Annotated in this window: 23 protein-coding genes; 15 read left to right on the plus strand and 8 right to left on the minus strand. The window is 70.8% G+C overall.

The genetic code is table 11. From position 1 onward, the window contains the following. Positions 1–73 precede the first annotated feature (73 nt). Positions 74–1,582, minus strand: a complete 1,509-nt coding sequence (locus tag AMA02S_RS35680; RefSeq protein ID WP_067468023.1) for a M20/M25/M40 family metallo-hydrolase — start codon at positions 1,580–1,582, stop codon at positions 74–76. 319 nt (positions 1,583–1,901) lie between these two features. Between AMA02S_RS35680 and AMA02S_RS35685 the strand changes: the two genes are divergently transcribed. Genes AMA02S_RS35685 through AMA02S_RS35700 form a run of 4 tightly spaced genes read left to right on the plus strand, consistent with a single transcriptional unit; the run spans position 1,902 to position 5,741 of the window. Continuing rightward, positions 1,902–4,343, plus strand: coding sequence for a sensor histidine kinase (locus tag AMA02S_RS35685; RefSeq protein ID WP_157431056.1), 2,442 nt, complete (start codon positions 1,902–1,904; stop codon positions 4,341–4,343). Continuing rightward, a complete protein-coding gene (locus AMA02S_RS35690; RefSeq protein WP_067468032.1) occupies positions 4,340–4,771 on the plus strand; it encodes a roadblock/LC7 domain-containing protein in 432 nt (143 codons plus the stop codon). Before AMA02S_RS35685 ends, AMA02S_RS35690 begins: the two co-directional genes overlap by 4 nt. A gap of 6 nt (positions 4,772–4,777) precedes the next feature. Then, positions 4,778–5,152, plus strand: a complete 375-nt coding sequence (locus AMA02S_RS35695) for a DUF742 domain-containing protein (RefSeq protein ID WP_067468035.1) — start codon at positions 4,778–4,780, stop codon at positions 5,150–5,152. Continuing rightward, a complete protein-coding gene (locus AMA02S_RS35700) occupies positions 5,133–5,741 on the plus strand; it encodes a GTP-binding protein (RefSeq protein WP_084265953.1) in 609 nt (202 codons plus the stop codon). The genes AMA02S_RS35695 and AMA02S_RS35700 overlap by 20 nt, the downstream gene beginning before the upstream one ends. On the opposite strand, the gene AMA02S_RS35705 is transcribed toward AMA02S_RS35700, so the two are convergent. Beyond that, entirely contained in the window at positions 5,698–6,339 is a 642-nt protein-coding gene (locus tag AMA02S_RS35705; RefSeq protein WP_157431058.1) for a TetR/AcrR family transcriptional regulator, read from the minus strand. The genes AMA02S_RS35700 and AMA02S_RS35705 overlap by 44 nt on opposite strands. Before the next feature lie 71 nt (positions 6,340–6,410). On the opposite strand from AMA02S_RS35705, the gene AMA02S_RS35710 reads away from it, so the two are divergent. Beyond that, a complete protein-coding gene (locus AMA02S_RS35710) occupies positions 6,411–7,553 on the plus strand; it encodes an acyl-CoA dehydrogenase family protein (RefSeq protein ID WP_067468037.1) in 1,143 nt (380 codons plus the stop codon). Between the two features lie 154 nt (positions 7,554–7,707). Here the strand turns inward: AMA02S_RS35710 and AMA02S_RS35715 are convergent, their stop codons facing one another. Beyond that, positions 7,708–8,355 (minus strand): DUF4360 domain-containing protein, encoded by a 648-nt coding sequence (locus AMA02S_RS35715; RefSeq protein WP_067468039.1) that lies wholly within the window; start codon positions 8,353–8,355, stop codon positions 7,708–7,710. A 103-nt stretch (positions 8,356–8,458) separates the two neighbouring features. Continuing rightward, positions 8,459–9,112 carry a DUF4360 domain-containing protein gene (locus AMA02S_RS35720; RefSeq protein ID WP_067468042.1) on the minus strand — a complete coding sequence of 218 codons (654 nt, stop codon included), beginning with the start codon at positions 9,110–9,112 and terminating at the stop codon, positions 8,459–8,461. 571 nt (positions 9,113–9,683) lie between these two features. Here AMA02S_RS35720 and AMA02S_RS35725 point away from each other — a divergent pair. The 4 genes from AMA02S_RS35725 (at position 9,684) to AMA02S_RS35740 (ending at position 13,727) form a co-directional block, all read left to right on the plus strand. Beyond that, positions 9,684–10,490 carry a 4Fe-4S dicluster domain-containing protein gene (locus tag AMA02S_RS35725; protein ID WP_245667977.1) on the plus strand — a complete coding sequence of 269 codons (807 nt, stop codon included), beginning with the start codon at positions 9,684–9,686 and terminating at the stop codon, positions 10,488–10,490. Beyond that, the gene (gene nrfD, locus AMA02S_RS35730) at positions 10,487–11,539 is read left to right on the plus strand and encodes an NrfD/PsrC family molybdoenzyme membrane anchor subunit (protein ID WP_084265954.1); all 1,053 of its coding nucleotides are present in this window, start codon (positions 10,487–10,489) and stop codon (positions 11,537–11,539) included. Before AMA02S_RS35725 ends, nrfD begins: the two co-directional genes overlap by 4 nt. A gap of 387 nt (positions 11,540–11,926) precedes the next feature. Next, positions 11,927–12,889 (plus strand): MNIO family bufferin maturase, encoded by a 963-nt coding sequence (gene bufB, locus AMA02S_RS35735; RefSeq protein WP_084265955.1) that lies wholly within the window; start codon positions 11,927–11,929, stop codon positions 12,887–12,889. Beyond that, entirely contained in the window at positions 12,882–13,727 is an 846-nt protein-coding gene (locus AMA02S_RS35740; RefSeq protein WP_067468049.1) for an HvfC/BufC N-terminal domain-containing protein, read from the plus strand. Before bufB ends, AMA02S_RS35740 begins: the two co-directional genes overlap by 8 nt. Before the next feature lie 71 nt (positions 13,728–13,798). Here AMA02S_RS35740 and AMA02S_RS35745 read toward each other — a convergent pair whose 3' ends face one another. Further along, entirely contained in the window at positions 13,799–14,548 is a 750-nt protein-coding gene (locus AMA02S_RS35745) for a DUF4261 domain-containing protein (protein ID WP_067468051.1), read from the minus strand. A gap of 162 nt (positions 14,549–14,710) precedes the next feature. Here AMA02S_RS35745 and AMA02S_RS35750 point away from each other — a divergent pair, with 162 nt between their 5' ends. Next, positions 14,711–15,376 carry a hemerythrin domain-containing protein gene (locus tag AMA02S_RS35750; RefSeq protein WP_067468053.1) on the plus strand — a complete coding sequence of 222 codons (666 nt, stop codon included), beginning with the start codon at positions 14,711–14,713 and terminating at the stop codon, positions 15,374–15,376. A gap of 88 nt (positions 15,377–15,464) precedes the next feature. Further along, positions 15,465–17,165: a cytochrome bc1 complex cytochrome b subunit gene (qcrB, locus tag AMA02S_RS35755; protein ID WP_067468196.1), complete on the plus strand. Its 1,701-nt coding sequence runs from the start codon at positions 15,465–15,467 to the stop codon at positions 17,163–17,165. A gap of 15 nt (positions 17,166–17,180) precedes the next feature. On the opposite strand, the gene AMA02S_RS35760 is transcribed toward qcrB, so the two are convergent. Next, positions 17,181–17,693: a TetR/AcrR family transcriptional regulator gene (locus AMA02S_RS35760; RefSeq protein ID WP_084265956.1), complete on the minus strand. Its 513-nt coding sequence runs from the start codon at positions 17,691–17,693 to the stop codon at positions 17,181–17,183. A 158-nt stretch (positions 17,694–17,851) separates the two neighbouring features. Between AMA02S_RS35760 and AMA02S_RS35765 the strand changes: the two genes are divergently transcribed. Continuing rightward, complete coding sequence (locus AMA02S_RS35765) at positions 17,852–18,250, plus strand: DUF3291 domain-containing protein (protein WP_067468058.1); 399 nt, start codon at positions 17,852–17,854, stop codon at positions 18,248–18,250. A 30-nt stretch (positions 18,251–18,280) separates the two neighbouring features. On the opposite strand, the gene AMA02S_RS35770 is transcribed toward AMA02S_RS35765, so the two are convergent. Together AMA02S_RS35770 and AMA02S_RS35775 are read right to left on the minus strand one after the other, a co-directional pair. Continuing rightward, a complete protein-coding gene (locus AMA02S_RS35770; RefSeq protein ID WP_067468061.1) occupies positions 18,281–18,985 on the minus strand; it encodes a Crp/Fnr family transcriptional regulator in 705 nt (234 codons plus the stop codon). A 176-nt stretch (positions 18,986–19,161) separates the two neighbouring features. Then, positions 19,162–20,124 (minus strand): AraC-like ligand-binding domain-containing protein, encoded by a 963-nt coding sequence (locus tag AMA02S_RS35775; protein ID WP_067468063.1) that lies wholly within the window; start codon positions 20,122–20,124, stop codon positions 19,162–19,164. 238 nt (positions 20,125–20,362) lie between these two features. On the opposite strand from AMA02S_RS35775, the gene AMA02S_RS35780 reads away from it, so the two are divergent. From AMA02S_RS35780 to AMA02S_RS35790, 3 genes are all read left to right on the plus strand, one after another. Then, positions 20,363–21,007 (plus strand): dioxygenase family protein, encoded by a 645-nt coding sequence (locus AMA02S_RS35780; protein ID WP_067468065.1) that lies wholly within the window; start codon positions 20,363–20,365, stop codon positions 21,005–21,007. Positions 21,008–21,195: 188 nt separating this feature from the next. Further along, positions 21,196–22,332 carry a DUF2637 domain-containing protein gene (locus AMA02S_RS35785; protein WP_067468068.1) on the plus strand — a complete coding sequence of 379 codons (1,137 nt, stop codon included), beginning with the start codon at positions 21,196–21,198 and terminating at the stop codon, positions 22,330–22,332. Between the two features lie 135 nt (positions 22,333–22,467). After that, a complete protein-coding gene (locus AMA02S_RS35790; RefSeq protein ID WP_067468070.1) occupies positions 22,468–23,433 on the plus strand; it encodes a hypothetical protein in 966 nt (321 codons plus the stop codon). Positions 23,434–23,449: the final 16 nt, after the last annotated feature.

The raw sequence follows: 23,449 nt of genomic DNA on the forward strand, positions 1-23,449 counted from the left end.
CTGACAGGGCGAGGGACGCGCCCCATGCCGGGCGCGTCCCCCGAGAAGGTCACTCAAAGCGGATCATCGGGAGTCACGCGGTCGCGTACGGGCCCGTCTGCTGGGGCGCGGCAGCCTTGTTCTGCGCGCGCTTCCTGGCGTACTCGTTGCCGTTCACCGTCAGCGTGCTGTTGGCGAACAGTTCCGTGACCGCGGCTGTGCCGTCGATCATCTGGTCGAAGCCGGTGAGGCTCACGTTGTCGTAGCGATCGCACGCCTGGTGGTAGCAGGGGTCGTAGGGCTTGCCCGCGGTGCCGCCGTAGACCGTGGCCTGCTGGGGCGTCTTGATGCCCTCGGCGCCGGTGAAGATGCCGCCGGCGGGGATGCCCGCGGTGATGAACGCGTTGTAGTCCGACCGTCCGTTGAAGGGGGTCGGGTCGGTGGCGAGCTTGCCGGAGCCGAAGAAGTCGTTGAACGCCTTCTCGATAGCGCCGGACCCGGCGGGCGCCTCGACGTTGTTCTGGCCCGCGCTGTTGTCGCCGTCGTAGACGAAGCGCACGAAGTTGGGCGAGGCGAGCATGTCGAAGTTGAGGTCCAGCGCGATCTTGTCGCGTTCGGCCTGCGGAAGGCTGTTCACATAGTGCTGGGAACCGAGCAGCCCCTCCTCCTCAGCACCCCAGAACCCGAACCGCACCTGGTTGCGGACCTTGGCGCCGAGCTTGCCGATCTGCTGTGCCACCGCCAGCAGCGTCGCGGTACCCGAACCGTCGTCGTTGATGCCGGGGCCTTCGGCCACGCTGTCGTTGTGCGCGCCGAGGACGACGACGTTGTCGGCCCGTCCGCGCTTGGTGTTGGCGATGACGTTGGAGGTCTCGCGCTTCTGGGTGAGGGTGTCGGTCTTCACGCGCAGCGTGAGGCCGCCGCCCTGCGCCTGCTTCACGAGGTCGGTGCCGACGGCGTTCGTCGGTCCGACCACCGGAAGCGTGTACGGCTTGCCCAGCGTTCCGGCGACCGGACCGGGCGTGCCGGGGAGCTGGTAGATGACCACGGCGCTCGCACCGGCGGCGACGGCGTTGTCCGCCTTGACGGAGAACAGGCAGCCGCCCCGCTGGATCAGTGCGATGTGCCCCTTCGGGAAGCCGGTGAAGTCGGCGGCCTCACAGCCGCTGCCCGTACCGGTGGCGCCCGGGTCGACGGGGGTCGCGGTGGCCGTGACGTCGCCCGATCCCGAGTACTGGAAGGTCTCGAAGTCGGTGTCCGGCGTGTACGTCTTCGGGGTCGGCGCGGTCACGGCGAACGTCGGCGGGGACTTCTCCTGCCAGAAGTCGAACGTGAAGTTCTGTACCTGAGGCGTGTAGCCGGCCCGCTTGAGCTGGTCCGCGATGTACTTCACGGTGATCTTGTTGCCGGGGAGCCCGGCGGCCCGGTTGCCGCCGTTCGCATCCGCGATCTTCTCCAGGTTCAGCTGGTGATGGCGGACGGCCTTGAGCGTGACGAGCGAGGCCAACTTCGATGGTGTCGGCGCGGCCTGCGCCCCGGCCGCCGTCAGGGTGGTGGCGGCGAGCGACAGGCCCAGGAGTGATGCTAGCGCGGCTTTGCGCATGACTCGGTCTCCGATGACGAGGGGGACAAAGCATCCGAAGCCTGGCATGTGCCAAAAACCGCTACAAGGCACAAATCGGCATCGGTACTGCCGGTGACGACCGGCCCACTGGTCCCATCGCCCCCGGCCGTCCGCACACCTCCGGGAGGACCACCGACGAAACCTCCGGCCGCCACGCGACACGACCAGCAAGATCATGCGTCGTGGCCGTGGAACGACACACATCTGATTAACAGAAGAACGCTGGCGTTCGCTAAATCAAACTAAGTATGCTGCCTCACCGCTTGATGGCGGTTTCGGATGACCAGGGAGTAGCCCAGTGACGCGACCCGGACAGGTGCCCGCCCCTCATGCCGCCCCACCGCGGCTGCGCACCAGGCCGGTGACGCACCGCGTCGCGCTGCTGTTGGCGATCCCGCTGGTGTCGCTGATGGTCCAATGGGGCGTCCCCACGGTCGTCACATGGACGCAGGCGCTCCAGCGCTTCGACTACTCGACCGTCTACGACAAGGTCGGCGTACCCGCCCTGGCAGTCACCGAGGTGATCCAGGAGGAGCGCCTCGCGGCGGTCACCGTCCTGAACAGACGCTCCACCGCGGCCGACCAACAGTTCCAGGAACAGGCGGCCAAGACGGACGGGGTGGTGGCGGCGTTCCGCAAGTCGGCCTTCGCCTCCGGCACCAGGGACGCGATGGACGACGCGGTGGAAGAGCGCGTTCGGCAGCTCAGCGACGTCTTCGACGTGCTGATCGGGCTGCGCGAGCAGGTGCGCGGCATCGGCGGCACGCGGACCGCGGCCGTCAACGGGTACAGCTCGATCGTCGACATCACGATCCGCGTGCTGACGACGCTGGTGAGCGTCGACGACATCACCGTCTCCCAGCACACCAACGCCGTGCTGTACGACTACTGGGCCCGCGAGTTCATGCTGCGGGAGAACGCGCTGATGTCCGGCCTGCGGCCTGGCCGGATGAGCGCCGAGGACCGTTCGTCGTTCGCCGCCTGGGCGGGCAGCCGCGTGCAGATGCTGGACCTCGGCCGGGCCGCGGCGGGCGACGACGTTAAAACGATCATGTACGACCTCCAGGGCAACACCGCCTACACCTCCTACGCGACGATGGAGGGCACCGTCCTGTGGAGCGGCATCGCGCCGAACCCGCGGCGGTGGAAGGCCACGATCGACGCGGTGGCCCCGGCGTGGCAGCGGTCCTCCGCGCTGGCCAGCGACACGGTGAACCGCAAGGAGGTCAAGCCCGCCGGGCAGAAGATCCTGGTCGGCTTCTACGCGGTCGGCGGGCTCGGCCTGCTCGGCTTCGTCGTCTCGGTCCTGCTGTCGATCCTGTTCGCGCGCCGGCTCACCGAGGAACTCCGCGTCCTCCAGCGACAGGCGCAGGTGCTGGCGCACGAGCGCCTGCCCCGGGTCGTGGCGCGGCTGCGGCGCGGCGAGCCGGTGAACGTCGACGCCGAGGCACCTCCACCGGAGACCGGCAGAACACTGGAGGTGACGCTGGTCAGCGAGGCGTTCCATGCCGTCCAGCGCACGGCGGTCAGTACCGCGGTCGGCGAGGCCGACCTGCGCGCGAGCATCAACCGCGTCTTCATCAACCTGTCGTGGCGGAGCCAGTCGCTGCTGCACCGGCAACTCAGGCTGCTGGATGCGATGGAGCGCCGCGCACGCAGCCCCGAGGAGCTGGACGACCTGTTCCGGCTCGACCACCTCACGACCCGCATGCGGCGGCACGCCGAGGGCCTGGTCATCCTGTCCGGGTCGCCGACCGTCCGCGCCTGGGACCATCCCGTCGCCGCCGAGGACGTCGTCCGCGCCGCCATCGCCGAGGTGGAGGACTACCGACGGATCGAGGTGACGGGCGCCTCGTCGGCGGCCGTGACCGGCAACGTGGTCGCCGACGTCATCCACCTGCTGGCCGAGCTCATCGAGAACGCCGCGTCGTTCTCCCCGCCGACCACCGAGGTCACCGTGAAGGTGGAGACGGTCGCCAACGGGCTGGCGGTGGAGGTGGTCGACCGCGGCGTCGGCCTGCACCCCGAGGAGATGGCGGAGCTGAACCGGCGGCTCGCCGCCGACGTCGAGTTCGACCTGGTCGACACCGAGCGGCTCGGGCTGTTCGTCGTCGCGCGGCTGGCCGCCCGGCACGGCATCCGGGTCTCGCTCCAGGCCTCCGCCTACGGAGGGACGACCGCGATCGTCCTCGTCCCGCACGCGCTGGTCGTCCTGGACGAGGACTGGGCGCCCGCGCTCGGCACCTCCGAGATCAGGATGCCCGAGCCCGCCGTGACGGCGACGGCGCTGCGGCCGGGCCGTGCCGCACCACCCGCCCTGCCCGCGCTGCCGGGCCCGCCCTCCTACACGCCGCCGGCGATGCCTCCCGCGCAGCCGCAGCCCCAACCGCAGCCGCCGGCACCGATGCCAATGCCGATGCCCGCTCCGGACACCGATCCACTCGGCCGTTTCGCTGGCCACACCCGGCCGTCCACCGAAGATCCGACCACGTCCAACGGCGAGTCCAGCGAGGTCACCGGTCGCCTCCCACGCCGCGTGCGGCAACGGAATCTGGCCCCCCAACTGCGCAAGCGCCCGGAACGCGAACAACCCGGAGAACCGCGGGACGACTTCGAGGAGCCGAGCCCGGAGCTCAGCCGCGACCTCATGTCCTCGCTACAGTCTGGGTGGCTCCGCGGCCGGGACACCGACGACGAGACCGGCGAACCCGGTGCACGTGACGAATGGGGGGAATCATGACGCAGCAGGCACATGCCGGCGGTGAGCTCGACTGGTTGCTCGACGACCTGGTGGAGCGGGTCGGGGAGGTACGCCAGGCGGTCCTGCTGTCGCGCGACGGCCTGGTCATGGGAGCCTCCGGTGGCGTCACCCGCAAGGACGCCGAGTTCCTCGCGGCGCTGTCGTCGGGCTTCCACAGCCTGTCCAACGGCGCGCGCGAGCATTTCGGGGCCAAGCAGGTGCGGCAGACCGTCGTCGAGCTGGACGGCATGCTGTTCTTCGTCATGCCGGCCGGCGACGGCAGTTGCCTCGCGGTGCTGAGCGACGCGGGCGGCAACGCCGGGCTCGTCGCCTACGAGACCACCATGCTGATCAAGCGTGTGCGGCGGCAGCTGGGCGCCGCGCCGCGCTCGTCCGGCGAGCCGTCGGACCCGTCCGCGCGGACCTGAGCCGCCGTGGATACGCCGAAGGAACGCTGGGTCGGCCGTGACGCCGGACCGGTGGTGCGGCCGTATGCGATGACGCGCGGCCGCACCCGGCCCCGGGGCCCGGCCATCGACCTCGTCACGATCCTGGTCGCCACCGGGCACACGCCCACCGACCGGGTGTGGCTCTCGCGCGAGCAACGGCGGCTGCTGGAACTGTGCCGGCAGCCCTCCACGCCCGCGGACCTGGCCTCGGAGACCGATCTACCCTTACAAGTCGTCCAGATCCTGCTGGCCGACCTGCACCAGTACGGTCTGATCGAAGAGAAGCGGCAGTCCGAGCAGCCCGACCGTCCCGATCCCCGGATATTGATGAGAGTGCTCGATGAACTTCGCCGCCTCTGACACCTTCGGCGCTGTCCCGCCACGAGACACCGACGACATCCCCCAGCACACCCTCAAGATCCTCGTGGCCGGCGGCTTCGGCGTCGGCAAGACGACGTTCGTGGGGGTGGTCAGCGAGATCCGCCCGCTGCGCACCGAGGAGAGGCTGACCGACGCCTCGACCGGTGTGGACGATCTGGACGGGCTGGCGAGCAAGTCCACCACGACCGTGGCCATGGACTTCGGCCGGCTCACGTTCTCCGGCGGCGTCCGGCTGTACCTGTTCGGGACGCCCGGCCAGGAGCGGTTCTGGTTCATGTGGGACCAGATCGCCTACGGCGCGGTGGGCGCGATCGTGCTCGTGGACACCCGCAGGCTGTCCACGAGCTTCGCGTCCATCGACTTCTTCGAGCAGCGGGAGATCCCGTTCGTCGTCGCCGCGAACGTCTTCGACGGCGCACGCCTGTACACCGTCGAGGACATCCGGAACGCGCTGGACGTCGATCCCGAGGTGCCCGTCATGCTGTGCGACGTGCGCCGTCCGGACGTCGCGAAGGGCATCCTGGTCACGCTGGTCGAGCACGCCCTCCAGTCATCCGGGCCACAATGAGGGAGGCGAGCGCGGCGTAGGCGGCGGAGTCGTCCAGCCCCGTGCGGGCCTTGATCTCGCCCCGGTGGATGGACTCCATCACCTGGCCCGCGACAACACCGACGAACGCCGCGTCCACATCCGCGTCCGCGTCCGAGGCGGCCTCGGTGACGAGCCCCTGCACGCGCCGGACGGCGAACCCGGTGTTCCGCTGGTAGATCTCGCGGGCGGGGGCGAAGGCGTCGAGGTCGGCGAAGAACGCGGGTGAGGCCGGGGCGAGCGCGTCGGAGATGGCCCGCAGGTACGCGCCGACACGGTCGCGGGGGTCGGCGCTCCCATCGAGCTCCGCCTCGACCTGCGCGGTCGCTCGGCGAAAGAACGCGCGGACCACCGTGACGATGATCTGCTCCCGGCTGGGCGCCACGGTGTAGAGCGTGCTCTTGGAGCAGTGCAGGACGGCGGCCAGCTCCGCCACGCTCAGCTCGGCGAAGCCGCGGTCGAGGAACACCTCGATGAGCCGCTCGACGAGGTCCTCGCGGCGTCGCTCCGTCCGGGCCCGCCCACCGGCCGCCCGCCCATCCGCCGTACGCCCTGTCAGGGTCCGCGCCGTGCCGTCCATCCATGGACAGTACCAAGAACGGTTCTTCAGTACTCCCACTGGTACTCTGGGCTCGGCGAAAGGAGTCACCGATGCCCGCCACGCGCCACCTGCCGACACCGGAGTCCGCCGACCTCGTCGCGCTCGTCCGCGAGATCGCGGCCAAGGAGCTCGCGCCGCGCGTGGCCGATGCCGAGCGCACCGGGACGTTCCCCCGCGAGGTCTTCACGACGCTCGGCCGGGCGGGGCTGCTGACGCTGCCCTACCCGGAGCGGTATGGCGGCGGCGACCAGCCGTACGAGATCTACCTTCAGGCTCTGGAGGAGATCGGCACGGCCTGGGCGAGCGTCGGCGTCGGCGTCAGCGTGCACGCCCTTTCCTGCTTCCCGCTGTTCGCCTACGGCACCGAGGAGCAGCGCCGGCGTTGGCTTCCGGATCTGCTGTCGGGCGAACGGCTGGGCGCGTACTGCCTGTCGGAGGCGCACGCGGGATCCGACCCGGCCGCGATGCGCGCGAAGGCCGTACGCGACGGCGACTCCTATGTCCTGAACGGCGCCAAGGCGTGGACGACGCACGGCGGCGAGGCCGACTTCTACACGGTCATGGCCCGCACGTCCGATGAGAAGTCGCGCGGTATCTCCTGCTTCCATGTGCCGTCCGGGACGCCGGGGCTGGAGTTCGACGAGCCCGAGGACAAGATGGGCCTGATGGGTTCGACGACCGCGACCGTCCGGCTCGTCGACGCGCGGATCCCGGCCGACCACCTCATCGGCGCGGAGGGCCAGGGCCTGGCCATCGCCCTCGCCGGCCTGGACGCGGGGCGCCTCGGCATCGCCGCGGTCGCCACCGGCCTCGCCCAGAGCGCGCTCGACACCGCCGTCGGCTACGCCAAGGAGCGCGAGGCGTTCGGCAAGGCGATCATCGACCACCAGGGGCTCGCGTTCGTCCTCGCGGACATGGCCGCCGCCGTCGAGTCGGCCCGCGCGACCTATCTCGCGGCGGCACGGCTCAAGGACGCGGGCCGCCCCTACGGCCGGAAGGCGTCGATCGCCAAACTGGTCGCCACCGACAACGCGATGAGGGTGACGACCGACGCCGTCCAGGTCCTCGGCGGGGCCGGCTACACCCGTGACTTCCCGGTCGAGCGCTTCATGCGCGAGGCGAAGGTCATGCAGATCTTCGAGGGCACCAACCAGATCCAGCGCCTGGTCATCTCCCGCCACCTCGCCCGCTGACTCCGGCGAGCGTCTTCGCGGGCGTTCCCATGCAGACGTGCACGGATGCAGACGCGCACGGCCCCGGGCACCGCTAGGGCCGCGCCCACCCCCGAGAGTGGACGCGGCCCGGTTTGCTGGCCGTCAGCGGGGTTTGACGACCGTCAGCGGGGTGTTACGGGCACTTCTTCCAAGCGAAGTGGTAGGTCGTCTTGACGCTACCGTCGGTGGAGTCGAAGGCCAGGAAGCTGGTCTTCTTCTCGTCCGTGCCCTTGTTCACGCGCAACTCGGTGTTGACGTTGAAGTTGCGGTCCTCACCACAGGGCTTGAACACCAGCTCGGCGACCGGGGTACGGTCACTGAACTGCCAGTTGTCGGAGTACGAGCCCTTCAGCGTGTGGCTGACGGGGGTCGTCTGCTGCATGCCCTGGTGGTAGTAACTGGCGCGCTCCAGACCTGACGCGCCGGCTTCCAGGTGCGCGAAGCCGCGGTAGTCCGCACCGGCGATCGCGTAGGTGAAGCCCTGCGGCACGTGCAGCCGCAGGTTGATCTGGCAGTTCTTGCGGAAGTCGGTCGCCTTGGAGTCCCCGCCCGCCTGGGCGAGGTAGTCGCTGTAGGTGACCGTGAACGCGGTGTTGTCGCTCGCCGTGGCGACCGCGGCGGTGCCGGCGCGGCAGCCGGAGCCGTTCACGGTGAGGACGTCGATGACGATCCGGTCCGGGGGCGGGGGGTCGTCGGTGACGGCGGAGGCGGCGGGAGCCATTGCACCGGCCAGGGCCATGGCGGTCGCGCACGCCGCCGTGGCGGTGATTGCCTTGCGCATCGGTTGTTCTCTCCTTACGGGGGTGGAGGCACCGTACTCGGGGTCATTCACATCCGGCGCCGGAGGAATTCGGGGGAGCGCCGGATGTGAATGGTCTGCTCGCCTAGGGGCAGCGCTTCCAGGCGAAGTGGTAGGTGGTCTTGATGCTGCCGTCCGTGGAGTCCATGGCCAGGAAGCTGACCTTGGTCGGGTCGGATGTGCCCTTGTTCACCCGCAGCTCGGTGTTGATGTTGAAGTTGCGCTCCTCGCCACATGGCTTGTAGACGAGCTGCGCGACATCGTTCTTGTCGGTGAACTGCCAGTTGTCAGAGTAAGCGCCCTTGATGGGGTGCTCGGCCTGACCGGTCTGCGACATGCCCTGGAAGTAGTAGTGAGCCTTTTCCAGTCCGGTCGCACCCTTTTCGAGCGATGCGAATCCCCGGTAGTCAGCCGACATGATCGCGTAGGTGAAGCCCTGGGGGACGTGCACCTTCATCGCGATCTGGCAGTTCTTCCGGAAGTCGGTGGCCTGCGAGTTGCCGCCTACCTGCGCCATGTAGTCGCTGTAGGTGACGGTGAAGGCCTCCTTGTCATCGGAGATGGCCACGGCGGCGGTGCCCGCGGGGCAGCCAGAACCGTTCACGGTGGCGATCTCGATGGTGACCCCGTTGGGGCCACGGGTGAAGTAGGAGGCGGAGGCAGTGGCCGGCGGGGCGGCCACGGCGGCCGTGGCGGTCATCGCCAGGGCGGCTGCGGAAATGGCGATCCCTTTACGCATGCGATTCCTCTTCGCTGGGGGCGGACGCGATTTTGTTTTCCTTCGGCGGCCGAAGAGTGGAACGTGATCCAGGATCTTGCCCGAAGAGTAACGGCGCCGATCAAGGCGGTCAACGTCCTGTTTTTAACTTCCCTTGAACCTTCTGTAGGACGCCCCCGCAAAGCCCGCCCCCCGCGCTAGGAAACCCGTCCAATCTGCGAAAACGGACCGTCCAACATTCGGCGGATCCTCCGGTTTGCCGCAGGAGCGGTCCAGGAACAGACTCAATCGAAATTCAGAAACCGTTCAGAACGCCTAGAAAGACGCCTCCGGCCTGCGGCGGGACGCCGCCGCGGACGACAGGACACGGGAGGCGCGCCCGCAAGGCGCCGCAGGCCCCGAACGCGTTGCCGGCCGGCGCCGGCGGGAGACCGCAGGGCCCGAGGTGTAGGGGCCGCCACCTGGGGAAAGGTGCCAGCGCCTTGTCCAACGATGGAGGTGGCCGATGAGCAGCCTGATCGGACGCAACCTGCTCGCCGGAGCCGAACCCGACGTCGCCGCCGACGCCGGGTATCCGGACGCGCCCCCGCGGATGGGCTTCTTCACCGACACCTCGGTGTGCATCGGCTGCAAAGCGTGCGAGGTCGCCTGCAAGGAGTGGAACGCCGTCCCGGAAGACGGCCTGGAGTTCACCGGGATGTCCTACGACAACACCCAGGGGCTCGGTGCCGACACCTGGCGGCATGTGGCGTTCATCGAACAGGACAAGCCGATGGGGAACGCCGAGACCGGCGTGCCGGACGGCGCCGCCGGCTCCGGCATGCGCTGGCTGATGGCGTCGGACGTGTGCAAGCACTGCACGCACGCGGCCTGCCTGGACGTCTGCCCCACCGGGTCGCTGTTCCGCACCGAGTTCGGCACCGTCGTCGTCCAGGAGGACATCTGCAACGGGTGCGGCTACTGCGTGCCCGCCTGCCCGTTCGGGGTCATCGACCAGCGCAAGGGCGACGGCCGGGCCTGGAAGTGCACGCTGTGCTACGACCGGCTCGGCGCGGGACAGGAGCCCGCCTGCGCGAAGGCATGTCCCACGGACTCGATCCAGTACGGGCCTCTGGACGAACTGCGCGAGCGCGCCGCCGTGCGTGTCGACCAGCTTCATCAGCTCGGCGTGGACGACGCCCGGCTCTATGGCGAGGACCCGGAGGACGGTGTCGGCGGCGACGGCGCGTTCTTCCTCCTGCTGGACGAGCCCGAGGTGTACGGGCTGCCCCCGGATCCGGTCGTCACCACCCGCGACCTGCCGTCCATGTGGCGGCACGCGGGCGCCGCCGCGCTGACCCTGCTCGGCGGGGCCGCCGCCGTCTTCGCCGTCCACGGCCGTGTGGGGGGCCGGCGATGAGCGGCCCGGACACAGGCGGGGACGGGGTGCGCGGGGCACGCCCCGGCCGGGCTGCCGCGGTAGGGAGGGGTCCGGCCGGCAAGGGCGGCGCCCACCGTAAGAGCCGCGGGCGGCGGGAACGGCGCGGCCGGCGCGGCGAGCGGGCGATGGTGCCGGACGCGGAGTTCACCTCCTACTACGGCAAGCCGATCCTTAACCCTCCCACCTGGAAGGCCCTGGACATCGCCGGGTACTTCTTCCTCGGCGGGCTCGCGGGCGCGGGCTCGGTGCTCGCGGCGGGAGCCCATCTCACCGGCCGCCCGGTGACGGCGCGGGCCCTGAAGATCTCCTCGCTGGTGGCCATCAGCGGGTCCGCCGCCGCGCTGGTCCACGATCTCGGACGTCCGGCCCGGTTCCACCACATGCTGCGGGTCATGAAGCCGACCTCCCCGATGAGCGTCGGCTCCTGGCTGCTGATGGTCTATGGCCCGGCCGCGGGCGGCGCCGCCGTCCTGGGCGTGACGCGCCTGTTCCCCCGCCTCGGCGCGGCGGCCACCGCCGGCGCGGCCGCGCTCGGACCCGCCGTCGCCGCCTACACCGCCGTGCTGGCGGCGGACACGGCCGTGCCCGCCTGGCATGGGGGTCATCGGGAGCTCCCGTTCGTGTTCGCCGGGTCGGCGACGGCCGCCGCGTCCGGGATGGCGCTCATCGCGTGCCCGGTCGTCGAGACGGGTCCGCTGCGCAGCACCGCGGTGTTCGGCACCGTGCTGGAGGCCGGGGCGACCAGGCTGATGGAACGGCGGCTCGGGATGGTGGCGGAGGCGTACCGGCAGGGCAAGGCAGGTCGGCTGATGCGCGCGGCGGAGCTTTTGGGCACCGCCGGAGCCGCCGGGGCCGTGCTGCTCGCCGGACGGAGCCGGACGGCGGCGGTGCTCAGCGGGACCGCGCTGCTCACCGCGTCCGCGTGCACGAGGTTCGGCGTCTTCTACGCGGGCGTGCGATCGGCAGAGGACCCCAAGTACACGGTGGTCCCGCAGCGCGAACGGCGGGACGCCCGCGCCCAGGCGTAAGCGGCCCGCTCGCGGGCTACCGGCCGTCGCCGTGCCGGTACGAACTCCTTGGGGCCGGGTGACACAGTTCTGTCCACCGATGACTACCCACAGTAACTATCCTGTCGCGAGTAGTCATCTCGTGATGGGAGCCCCCGTGAACCGTACGAGCCGACGCGGGGCCTCGGGAGATGCCTGGCTACCGGATGAAAGGGATCCTCGGGCAACCTCCGGGCCGCACGACGTCGGCCCCTACCGCGGCACCAACGTGTGGGAGCGGGCCCGAGAGGTATTCGAACAGCGGATGTCCGAACCCGGAGTGCCCTTCGGCGCCGCTCCCGGCGAGGGCCGACCGGAGGACACTGCCCCCGGCCACGAGCGGCCCGGGCCCGGCGCGGAACGCGCGCCGTGAGGGCCGGGTCGACCGAGCCGGCCGCTCCCCCGTCCGCGTCCCCGCCCGCGCCCGAGGTCGCGGGCGGGGACGGTGCGTGCGCTCTCGGGCTCGGGCTGCGCGTCCCCCACCTGCCGCACGTCCTCGCCGAATGGCCGGACGTCGCCTGGTTCGAGATCATCTCCGAGGACTTCATCGACTCCGGTGGCTACCCGCGGCACGCGCTGGCGCGCATCGCGGAGCGGTACCCGATCGTCATGCACGGCGTGTCCCTGTCCATAGGGGGCACAGACCCGCTCGACCTGGGCTACCTGACCCGGCTCCAGCGCCTGGCCGACGCCACCGGGGCACGATGGGTGTCCGACCACGTGTGCTGGACCGGGGTGACGGGCGTCACCACCGGTGAACTGCTGCCGGTCCCGTTCACCGAGCATTCGCTGCGGCACATCGCCGGACGTGTCCGGCACGTGCAGGATCTGCTGGAGCGACCGCTCGTCCTGGAGAACCTGGGCACCTGCGCGGCGTTCGCGCACTCGACGATGACGGAATGGGAGTTCCTCGCGCGGCTGTGCGAAGACACCGGCTGCGAGCTGCTGCTGGACGTCACCAACGTCTACGTCTCGTCCGTCAACCACGATTTCGACCCCGAGGAGTACATTCGTGCCCTTCCACATGGCCGCGTCGCGCAGGTCCATCTGGCCGGGCATACCGACATGGGCGACCATCTGATCGGCACCCATGACGGCCCGGTCGCCGGACCGGTCTGGGACCTGTACGAGCTGGTCACGTCCCTGACCGGGCCGGTGCCCACCCTCTTGGAGTGGCACGACGACCTCCCGCCGCTGTCCGGCCTGCTGGACGAGTTGCACAAGGCCCGCCACCATCTCGGCGCGCACCAGACCGGGACCCGCGAGACCGGGACGGGCGAGATCGCGGCGCACGGGACCGGGACGCGCGAGATCGAGGCGCGCGATGACTAGCCCGCCGTCCCTGCACGCCGCGCAGCAGTGGCTCCTGCACGCCGTCACCGCACCGTCCATGCCCGCGGACTCCGACGCGGCGATGCTCGCGGGTTCGGATTCCCTCAGCGCGTCGCGACGGCTGGAGATCCACCGGCGCGGCTACCGGCGGCGGCTGATGGAGACGATGCGGCAGGGGCATCCCGCACTGCGGCGGTTGCTCGGCCCCGACCTGTTCGACGCGTTCGCCGCCGGCTACCTCGACGCGCGGCCGCCGCGCTCCTCCCGACCGGCCCGCCTCGGCGACCGGTTCGCCGCCCACCTGGAGGAGAACCGGCCCGACCGCGACCTGCCCGCGGGACGGCGCGAACCGTGGATCGACCTGATGATCGACGTCGTCCGCTACGAGTGCCTGTTCACCGAGGTCTATGACGGCCCGGGCCCCGAGGAGGATCCCCCCGGGGCCTGGACCTGGCCCCCCGCCGAGCCGCCGGAACGGGTGTGCGCCGCGCCCGGCGTCCGCCTGCTGCGAGCCTGCGCGCCCGTCCACCGGTACCACTCCGCGGTCCACCGGGGCGGGCGGCCGGCGGCGCCTCCACTCGTCCCCAGCCACATCGTGATGTTCCGCCGCGACTACCGGGTCGTCACCGCCTCGCCGCCGCCCGTCGCGTTCGTCCTGCTCGAAGCCCTGCTGACCGGGGCTCCACTGGACGAGGCGTCCGCGCGGTCCGGGCTCGACGCCGCCGGCGCCCGCCGGCACGTCCGCCGCTGGATCGCGCAGCGCTGGGTCATCGCCCTCCCGGCACTGCCCGGACAAGAGGTGGGCAAGCCCCAGGGCACGACCGCGAGCAGCGCTTGAGGACACCGTGCGGCGAAGCCGGCCTGAGTCTTCGGGCGCTCGGCGCCGTCCGGGAGCCGGAACCCGCCCCGCTACCCGGGTGTCATGCGCAGGTAGCCGTGCGGATTGAAGAAGATGTCGTCCTCGTCGTACCGGTCGCACGGGTGGTGCCGGAGAACCCAGCGGGGCTCACCGGGCGCGGACCGGAAGCCCTCACCGTCCTCGATCTCCCCGGCGCGGCACTCGGTCAGCAGGTAGAGGGCGAGCGAGTCGATGAGCCCCGCCACGTCCTCGGGATCCGGGTCGCCGGCCGGCTCCAGTTCGACGTCGGGTGCCCCGAGCAGGTGCATTCCGCAACTGAAGTGCAGGGAGCCGTCGGAGATCGGACGCTTCACCAGCGCGCGGTACAGCGGGATCGCCGACTCCTCCGGCGTCCCGTCGTAGATGCCGGCGGCGAGGTCGAGCCACCGGTCCCGGCCGTGGGTGAGCCCGTTGCTCTCGTTCTTCACCGCGGTCGCGCCGGAGCGCAGCAGGTCGGCGGCCAGCACCAGGGTCCGCCGCGCGACGGTGAACGCGACGTCCGGCAGGACGGGCGGCGACAGCACGTAGGCGACCGTGTCGTGCGACTCGACCGCGTCCCAGTCGGCGGTCGTGAAGGAGACACGCGCCGCGCACGCCTCGAACGCCTCCGGCATCCGCGGGTCGGGCTCGGCCCCGGAGTACTCCCAGTCGAGCCCGAAGCCCTCCTTCGCGGCCGCGGCCTCCACCTCGCCGAGGTCCAAACCGGTGCCGAGAACGCACAGGACATGACGTGAGCTCATCAACGTCTGGTCGTCGATCACGCGGCGCAGGCTACGCCAGGACGTGGGTCGCGGCAGCGTTTCGCCAGAATAGGACGGTTCTAGTAATTCTGGTATCACCGCTGGTGACGACACCTGATGTCACATTTCAGACCTTCGGCGCATCTCTTCCATGACGGTTCGGGCGAAGGGCGGGAGAACGGCATGAACGCCGGTTTGGGAGAGAGCGCGCGGCGGCGTTTCGATCTGACGATGCTCTACGCCGCGTACGGCGCGTTCCGGCGCGACATGGGGCGGATGGCCGCGGCGGGGAGGACGGCGGGGCCGGTGGCCGGCGGCACGCCGGCCACCGGCCTGGCCTCCCCCGCGGTGACGAATGGCTGGGCCGTCTTCAAGACGCACTGGCTCGCCCAGCAGGCCGCGGAGAGGCGCGCGTTGTGGACGGTGATGCGCGGCAGGCTGACCGGCGTCCGAGCGGAGTGGCTGGAGGCGATGGAGTCGCAGGCCATCCGGCTCGTCCCGCTGATGGACGCGGTGGACGCGGCGCTGGAGCACGGCGACCGGCACGTCTTCGGCCGTTGCGCGCACGGGCTCCCGGCGTCGCTGGAGGCGCATCTGGACTTCAAGGAGGCGAACGTCCTGCCGCTGATCCACCGCACGCTCACCACGTTCGAGTGGGGCACCTACGACGTCGAGCTCCGCGGGCGGATCGGGGTGCGGGGGCTGCGGGTGTTCCTGCCCTGGCTGCTGGACGGCGCGTCCGAGACGACGAGCGGTGCGGTGCTGCGGCAGTTGCCCCCGCCGGTCCGGGTCGCCCACCGGACGGTCTGGCTCCCCCGGTACCGGCGGCGGGACCTGTGGGGTCACTGACCCTGTGACGCGTCGCACACCCGCCGATGTCACATTCGCCCGGTCGGAACTGTCTTAGGGCGGAGAGCTCGACGAAGGGACTGTGACGATGGCGGGGATACGGGCGCCCGGCGACCGGGCGGCGACCAGCGGACGAAGGCGACCGACGGCCGTGGACGCCGCCTCCCGGGCGCTGGACGAGCGGTTCGGCACGTCCGGCTTCGCCCGCAAGGCCCTGCGCAAGGCGTTCCCGGACCAGTGGAGCTTCCTGGTCGGGGAGATCGCGATGTACTCCTTCGTGATCATTCTGCTGACCGGGGTGTACCTCACACTGTTCTTCAAGCCCAGCATGCACGAGGTCGTCTACAACGGCTCCTACACCAAGCTGCGCGGGGTGGAGATGAGCGAGGCGTACGCCTCGTCTCTGAAGATCAGCTTCGATGTGCGGGGCGGGCTGCTCGTTCGGCAGATCCACCACTGGTCGACGTTGATCTTCATGGGCGCGATCCTCGTCCACCTGCTGCGCAACTTCTTCAGCGGCGCGTTCCGCAAGCCGCGGGAGCTGAACTGGATCATCGGCGTCACCATGTTCATGCTCGTCATGGTGAACGGGCTGTTCGGCTACTCGCTGCCGGACGACCTGCTGTCGGGCACCGGCATCCGCATCCTGGAAGGGGTGACGGCCTCGGTCCCGCTGGTCGGGTCCTATCTCGTGATGTTCCTGTTCGGCGGGGAGTTCCCGGGCACCGACATCATCCCCCGCCTCTACATCGTCCACGTGCTGCTGATCCCGGGCCTGCTGGCGGCGTTGATCCCGCTGCACGCGATCGTCCTGACGTGGCGGCAGACGCACACGCAGTTCCCCGGCAAGGGCAGCTCGAACACCACCGTCCGCGGCTACCCGTTCTTCCCGGTGTTCGTGGCCAAGACCTCGGCGCTGTTCCTGTGGGTGCTCGGCGTCACGACGCTGCTGGCGGCCTTCGTCCAGATCAACCCGATCTGGCTGTTCGGCCCGTACGATCCCGGTGCCATCAGCTCGGGCTCGCAGCCGGACTGGTACATGGGCTGGCTGGAGGGCGCGCTGCGGATCATGCCGGCCTGGGAGGTCACGGCGTGGGGCCACACCGTGACGATGAGCGTCGTCGTGCCGGCACTGGTCGTCCCCGGGATCCTGTTCACCGGGCTCGCCGTCTACCCGTTCCTGGAGCGCTGGGTGACCGGCGACCACCAGATCCACCATCTGCTCGACCGGCCCCGCGACGTCCCGGCGCGGACGGGGGTGGGCGTCGGCGGGATCGTCTTCTACGGAGTGCTGTGGGCGGCGGGCGGCAACGACGTCCTGGCGGCCAGGTTCCACGTCTCGCTGTTCTGGACGACGTGGTTCTTCCGCGGCGCCGTCGTCCTCGGGCCCGTCCTGGCCTACATCGTCGCCTACCGGATCTGCGTCGGCCTCCAGCGCCGTGACCTCGGCCTCGTCCAGCACGGGCTGGAGACGGGCGTCGTCCGCCAGTCCCCGGAAGGCGGGTTCAGCGAGGTGGAACGGCACCTGCCCGCCGAGCGGATCGCCGCGATCACCGATCCGCGCCCGGCGCCCGCCGTCGACCTTGACGTGCCGCCCCCCGTCGAGGGGGTCGAGAGCCCCCGCGGGCGCAGCGCGCTCGGGCGGGTGCGCGCGGCCCTCAACCGCCGGTTCAGGGCGGACCTCGCCACCGTTCCCGACCGCCCCGCCGCCGCCCGGGAAGAGCTGGAAGAACAGGAGCGGCGACGGCTCACCAAGTCGGGGTCATCGTCGGGGTCATCGTCGGGGTAGACCGCCTGTTTCACGTCAGCGCGCGAACAGGAGGTGGATGACCGGACGGGCGGCGGCCACGGGGTCGTCGCCCAGGTCTGCGGGCAGCGCGCCGCTCAGCCACAGGACGGCGAAGCCGTGCACGATGGACCAGGCGGCGATCGCGGCCGTCCGGTCGCCCTCCGGGACACTCGGCGAGACGTTCCGGACGCCCTTGGCGAGCACCGCGTCCGCGCGCCGCCGGGCGGCGTCCACCTCCGGGTCGTCCGCACGGTAGAGCTCGGGCCGGAACATCACCTCGAAGTGCGCGCGGTGGTCGACGGCGAAGCGGACATAGGCCAGCCCCACGTCGTGGAGGTCGTCGCCGGCCCGCTCCAGCGCGTCCGCGAACAGGGCGTATCCCTCGGCGGCCACGGCGGTCAGCACCCCGGCCTTGTCACCGAAGTGGTGGGCCGGTGCGGCGTGCGAGACACCGGCCCGGCGGGCCAGCCCGCGCAGGCTCCAGGCGGCCGTGCCGGACTCGGCGATCGCGTCCACCGCGGCCCGCATGATGACCCGGCGCAGGTCGCCGTGGTGGTAGTTCGGCTGCTCGATGTCGCTCGCCTCCTGGGTCGCCGGTTGCCCGCCACCCTATCTTGTCATTGACAAGTTCGAGGTCGGCAAGGCAATCTAGTCAGTGACTAGATTTGCTGAGGAGAGGACACGCCATGCCGACGCTTCCGTGGATTCCGATGGAGAAGGCCGACCCCGGCACCAAGGTGCTGGTCATGGCCTCCCGCCTGGAGGTGCGCTCACTGCGCCACGTGCCGGGGTTCTTCCTCGCCTCGCTGGCACTCCTGCGCCAGGCCCGCCGGTCGGAGGGCGCCCACGGCTTCACGCTGAAGGCCCAGCTCCTCAAGCGCACGTTCTGGACGCTCTCCGCCTGGAGCGACCGCAAGGCCCTCCAGTCCTACGCCGCCGCCGAGCCGCACGCCTCCACCATGCGCCGCAAACGGGCGGTCATGCGCGACTCCACCTTCGTCTTCTGGGACGTACAGGGGGCGGACCTGCCCATCGATTGGGCGGACGCGCGGCGACGCATCGCCGAGCACGCCCGTGACGCGTGAGCGTCGCGCATCGGCCGCGTCAGATCCGTCTCAGTCGCGGTCCCGGGCGAAGGCGCGCAGGCCGGGCAGGTCGACGACCGTGATCCTGCGCCAGCCGGTGCGGATCAGGCCGTCGCGACGCAACCCGTTCAGGGCGCGGGCGACGGTCTCGCGGGAGGCGTCCATCCAACTGCCCAGTTCCTCCTGCGACAGCGGCGGGCCGATGTCGATGCTGCCGTCCTGCGCGGGCGGGGTGTGCTGCGCCGACAGCTCGGCGAGGTCGGCGAGCAGCTGCGCGAGCCGCTGCGTGCCCCGGCTGGTGACATGCGCCTTCAGGCGCCGGTCCGAGTCGTCCAGCCGTTGCACGAAGGTGCCGGTGACCAGCATCCACACCTCGGGGTGGGCGTCCAGGAAGCCGGTGAAGCGGGCGGCGGGCACCACCAGGGCCCGGACGGGTGACAGCGCCGTCACGGTGGCCGAGCGGGTGCGCCCGCCGAGCACCGCGCTCTCGGCCAGCAGGTCGCCGGGACCGCGGACGGCGAGCACCACGTTGTGGCCGTCCTCGGTCGCCGAGGTCACCTTCGCCCAGCCCCGCTCGATGATGATGACGTGGTCGGACTCGTCGCCCTGGTAGACCAGCGGCGCCTTCACCGGGAAATGGCGGGGGCGCGCGGCGGACCGCAGCGCGGCCTGCTGGACCCGGTCGAGCGCCGCCCAGAAACCCGGGCGCGGGGAGGACGGCGCGTACGGCGTCAAGGGGCCCCCTCCTCCTCGTCATGACCGGGTTACCCGAACGGTAAACCGGTCATGCCGACCAGGGGAAGGCGGTTGCCGGGTGGTCCCGGCCACGGCCGCGCCACCGCGTGGAATCTCGGTCCTCCTTACCAGTCGTCCTCCGCGGGCTTCCCGGATGCAGGATTCGGTCCACGGCGTCAGTCGGCCCTGTCGATCCCCGTGGCCGCGGCCCGGTAGGCGCTGGGCGTGACCCCGTAGGCGGCGCGAAACGCGCGGCTGAACGCGGCGGCATCGGGCAGTCCCCATCGGCAGGCGATGGCACCGATCCGCTGGGTGGCGAGGAACGGGTCGCGCAACTCCCGGCGGCAGTGCTCCAGGCGACGAGCGCGGATGTACCGGGCGACGGTGGTGCCCTGCGGCTGGAAGACCCGGTAGAGCTGACGGACGGAGATGTGATGAGCGGCGGCGATGGCGGCGGGCGTCAGCCCGGCGTCGTGCAGCCGCGTCTCGATCCAGTCCACGATGGCGCGGAGCATCTCCGCGGCCTCCGGGGACGGGGCCGGCTCCGCGCCGAGCCATTCGCTCGCCGCGCCCGTCACCAGCTCGACGACCGCGCCGCCGAGGTGGTGGGCGTACGGCTCGTCCGCCTCCCCGCCGTCCTCGGCGAGGGCCGCGAGCAGCGAGGTCACCAGCCGGCCGGTGCGGGCCCGCTCGGACAGCAGCGTGCCGCCGAGCTCGGCCAGCCGGTCCGCCGACAGCGGAACCGCCCGGTGCGGGATGACGACGGTGAAGATGTGATGGGCGTCGAAGGCGATCTCGACCGGGCGGGTGAGGTCGTAGAAGACCACGTCTCCCGGCCCGACCCGGACCTGCCGGTCGTTCTGCCGCAGGACACATGAGCCGCGCAGCACCAACCCGAGCTTGTAGCACTCGCGGGTGTCGTGATCGATCTGCCGGGCCGTGCGCCGCACCGCGTGCGCCGGGGCACGCACGTCGCTGGCCTCGATGGGGCCGAGCGCGCGGGCCACGAGCCGCGCGGCGAACGGACCACGGCCGGCCGGCTGCAGGTGGAAGGGACCGAAGGCACTGTTGATCAGGTGGCGCCAGTAGTCCGCCTGATCGGCGGCAGGGTGGTCCGAGGTGTTGACGAGCGTGGGCATTGCGCTCCCTCGCGCTGGATGGACAGTTCCCGGACGCCACATGCAAGGCTTCTACGTTGGGTCAAGAAGGTCAATGAGCGAGTCGGCACGACGATAGCGGGGGTCTTTGGCACACGCCGCCAAAGTTGCGGCAGGCATGGCCAAGACCGTCCGTCCGCATGCGGCCTATACATAACCCGACGAACGTCCTGGGTGCGCGCCCCCACACACCTCGAAGACCCGCCGAGAGGAACCCGCCATGCCAGAGGACGAGCAGGAAACTAGCGGCATCAGCCGCAAGCACTTCATCGTCGCCGCAGGCGTCGGTGCGCTGGCCGTCCCGGCCGCGCTCTCCGCCGCCGCTCCCGCGCAGGCTCGGATGCAGCTCCCGAAGGGGCAGCTTCTGACGCCGACCCCGAAGTGCACCGACGGTGACAACGAGAGGACCCCTGCTCAGACGGAGGGGCCGTACTTCAAGCCCAACTCCCCCGAGCGGTCGGACCTGACCACGCCCGGTATGCCCGGCACCAAGCTCACGGTGAGCGGCGTCGTCTACTCGACGTCCTGCAAGCCGATCGCGAAGGCGCTGCTGGACTTCTGGCAGGCCGACAACGCTGGGAACTATGACAACACCGGGTTCACGTTGCGCGGTCACCTGTTCACCGACGACCAGGGTCGCTACAAGCTCACGACGATCGTGCCCGGCCTCTACCCCGGCCGCACCCGGCACATCCACGTGAAGCTTCAGGCGCCCAGCCGTCCGATCCTGACGACGCAGACGTACTTCCCGGGCGAACCCCGCAACCAGACGGACACGATCTACGACGCCCGGTTGCTCATGAAGGTCACGAACACCCCCACCGGCCGCGACGCCGTGATGGACTTCGTGCTCAACGTTCCGTAAAGCAGCTCCCCCTGCGGAACCCCGTCCCCGCCAGGCCACCGCTGGGCCTGGTGGGGACGGCTCGTGCCCGGACCTCCACGCGGACCGCGACCGAGACGTAACGCGAATCCCCCACGAAACGTCAAAGGAATGGATAGTCTCCCAACGATCACTCTTGTACGCGTTGGGAAATCTGGAGCACACCCCGCATGAGCGCTGCCAACCGGGCCCAGGCCATCACACGGTGGGGAGCCATCGCCTTCATGGCCGCCGCGGTCATGACCGCCACCGTGGGCGGCTTCGCCCAGTCCTACGCCGGTCTCTATCACTGGGCCCTCGAACACGGGTTGCGAGGTTGGAAGGCCGACTCGTTCCCCCTGCTGGTGGACCTGTTCATCATCGTGGGCGAGCTCGGCCTGTTCCTGCTGGCCGTGGACGCCTTCGTGCTGCACCGCCGCCAGCTGCTGAGCTGGCTGGACTTCTTCCTCCCGCTGAGCATCGCCCTCGCTGGCTGGACGGCGAGCCTCATCTTCAACGTGGGCCACGTCGGACACCGGACGTTCTCCTATCAGGCGACGGCCGCCGTCCCGCCCATCGTGTCGATGCTCGGCCTGTTTGTCCTGCTGCGGACGCTGCACCGGTACGTGTCGCGGCAAGACGAGGACGAGGCGCCCAAGCAGCCCGAGCCGCAGCACCGGGCCATCGCCGGGCCGGTCACGCTTCAGCAGATCACGCTGATGCCGCTGCGCAACACCGGCCCGTTCCCGCAGATCCAGGTGCCCGGGCACTCCGGGAAGGCGATCGAGTCCGGGTCGTCGGACGCCGGGACCCCCGCGGAGGGCACGTCCGACACCGGTGACCGCGAGCCCGCCCCGGCCGCCGCGGCATCGGCCGCGGCATCGGCCGCCGCGTCGCCGGCACCCCCGGCGCCCGCACCTGAGCCGGTGCCCGAACCGGCGCCCGCCCCGGCACCCGAACCCGAGCTGGCCGTCGTCAGTGCCGCCACCCGCGGCAGCCTCAACGGCCACAGCACCTACGGCTCCGTCCAGGAAGACCTGGCGCCCGCGCAGAACAGCGAGAGCCTGCGCAGCCTGGTCATCGACGTTCTGGAACGCCGGCACGGCGACGTCGCGGCCACGCTCGCGGAGGTCCGCGCCGAGGGCTACGTCTGCGACGAGGCCGAGATCCAGCGGATCAGCGACAACCACTGGTTCCCATACGCGGTGTATCGGCTGCTGGCCAAGCACCACGGCGACGGCGATCTGGTGGCACAGGAACTGATCTCGCAGGGCATCCTGTTCGACCAGTCCGCGCTGGACGAGCTCGTCCGTTCCTGGCGCGTCTGACGGCCTCCGGCGGGAACGGCCCCTTCGGTGCGTCCGATCCGTGCTGAAGTGCGGCCGTTATCCGCCGTATCGCGGTGATCACGCTCCGCCCGTGCGACGCTGGGCACGTCCGCACCAGCGATGCCGGGAGAGCGAATGAAGACGCGTCTCGCCGCCGTGGCCGCCCTCGCCGCCCTCGGCGGCGCCGTCACCGGATACCTGATCGCCCCATTACCCGGGGACGCCGCCGCCCGCCCGGTCGCGGCCCGCGCGAGCGGCACCCTGCACCTCGCACTGAACATGCCCGCCGGCGACCGCGCGAAGGCCGCCCGGCTCGGCTACGACCTGTTCGACGTCGATCCCGACGAGGGCGACATCGCCGCGCTGCCCGAGGGCGGCCGGGCCCTGCTCTGGGTCGGCAACACCACCTGCGGCGACTTCCAGATCGCCGACTCCTCCGCGTTCGCCGAGACCGTCAAGCGGTTCGCCCGGAACGAGCGCGTCTACGGCTGGTACCTCTCGGACGAGCCGAACCCCGCCGAGTGCCCCGGGATCGCCGCGAAGATCCGGGAGCGTGCCGACATCGTCCACAGGCACGCGCCTGGGCAGAAGGCGTTCGCCTCGCTCACCGACTGGCCGATGCGGTCGCTCCGGCCGGCCGAGACCCATCTCGACCTCATCGGCCTCGACCCCTATCCCTGCCGCGCGGACACGAAGGGCTGCGACCTCACGGCCATCGACACGATGGTCGGCCAGGCGGTCCGTGCCGGGTTCCCGCGCCCGATGATCGTCCCCGTCGTGCAGACGTTCGGGCAGTCCTGCAACGACGGCGAGCGGAACTGGCGGTTGCCCGACGGCGCGCAACTGAAGTCGATCCTGAACCGGTGGGACCGGCTCGTCCCGAACCCGGCGTTCGACATCAGCTACTCGTGGGGGCGCCAGGACGCGTGGGCATGCCCGACCCTCGCCGACGCCGACGGGACGGGGGGCCGGCCCGACCTCCAGTCCGTGATGAAACGGCATAACCTGCGCAGAACAGGCCCGGCGCCGGCCGCTCCGTCCCGCACGCCCGCGACGCCCACGCCGCAAGGGCCCTGCCCGACCCCGTCAGAGACGTCCTAGACGGTCGCGGGGGGTC

The sequence above is a fragment of the Actinomadura macra NBRC 14102 genome (assembly GCF_001552215.1).
In the GTDB taxonomy this organism is placed as follows: Bacteria; Actinomycetota; Actinomycetes; order Streptosporangiales; family Streptosporangiaceae; genus Spirillospora; species Spirillospora macra.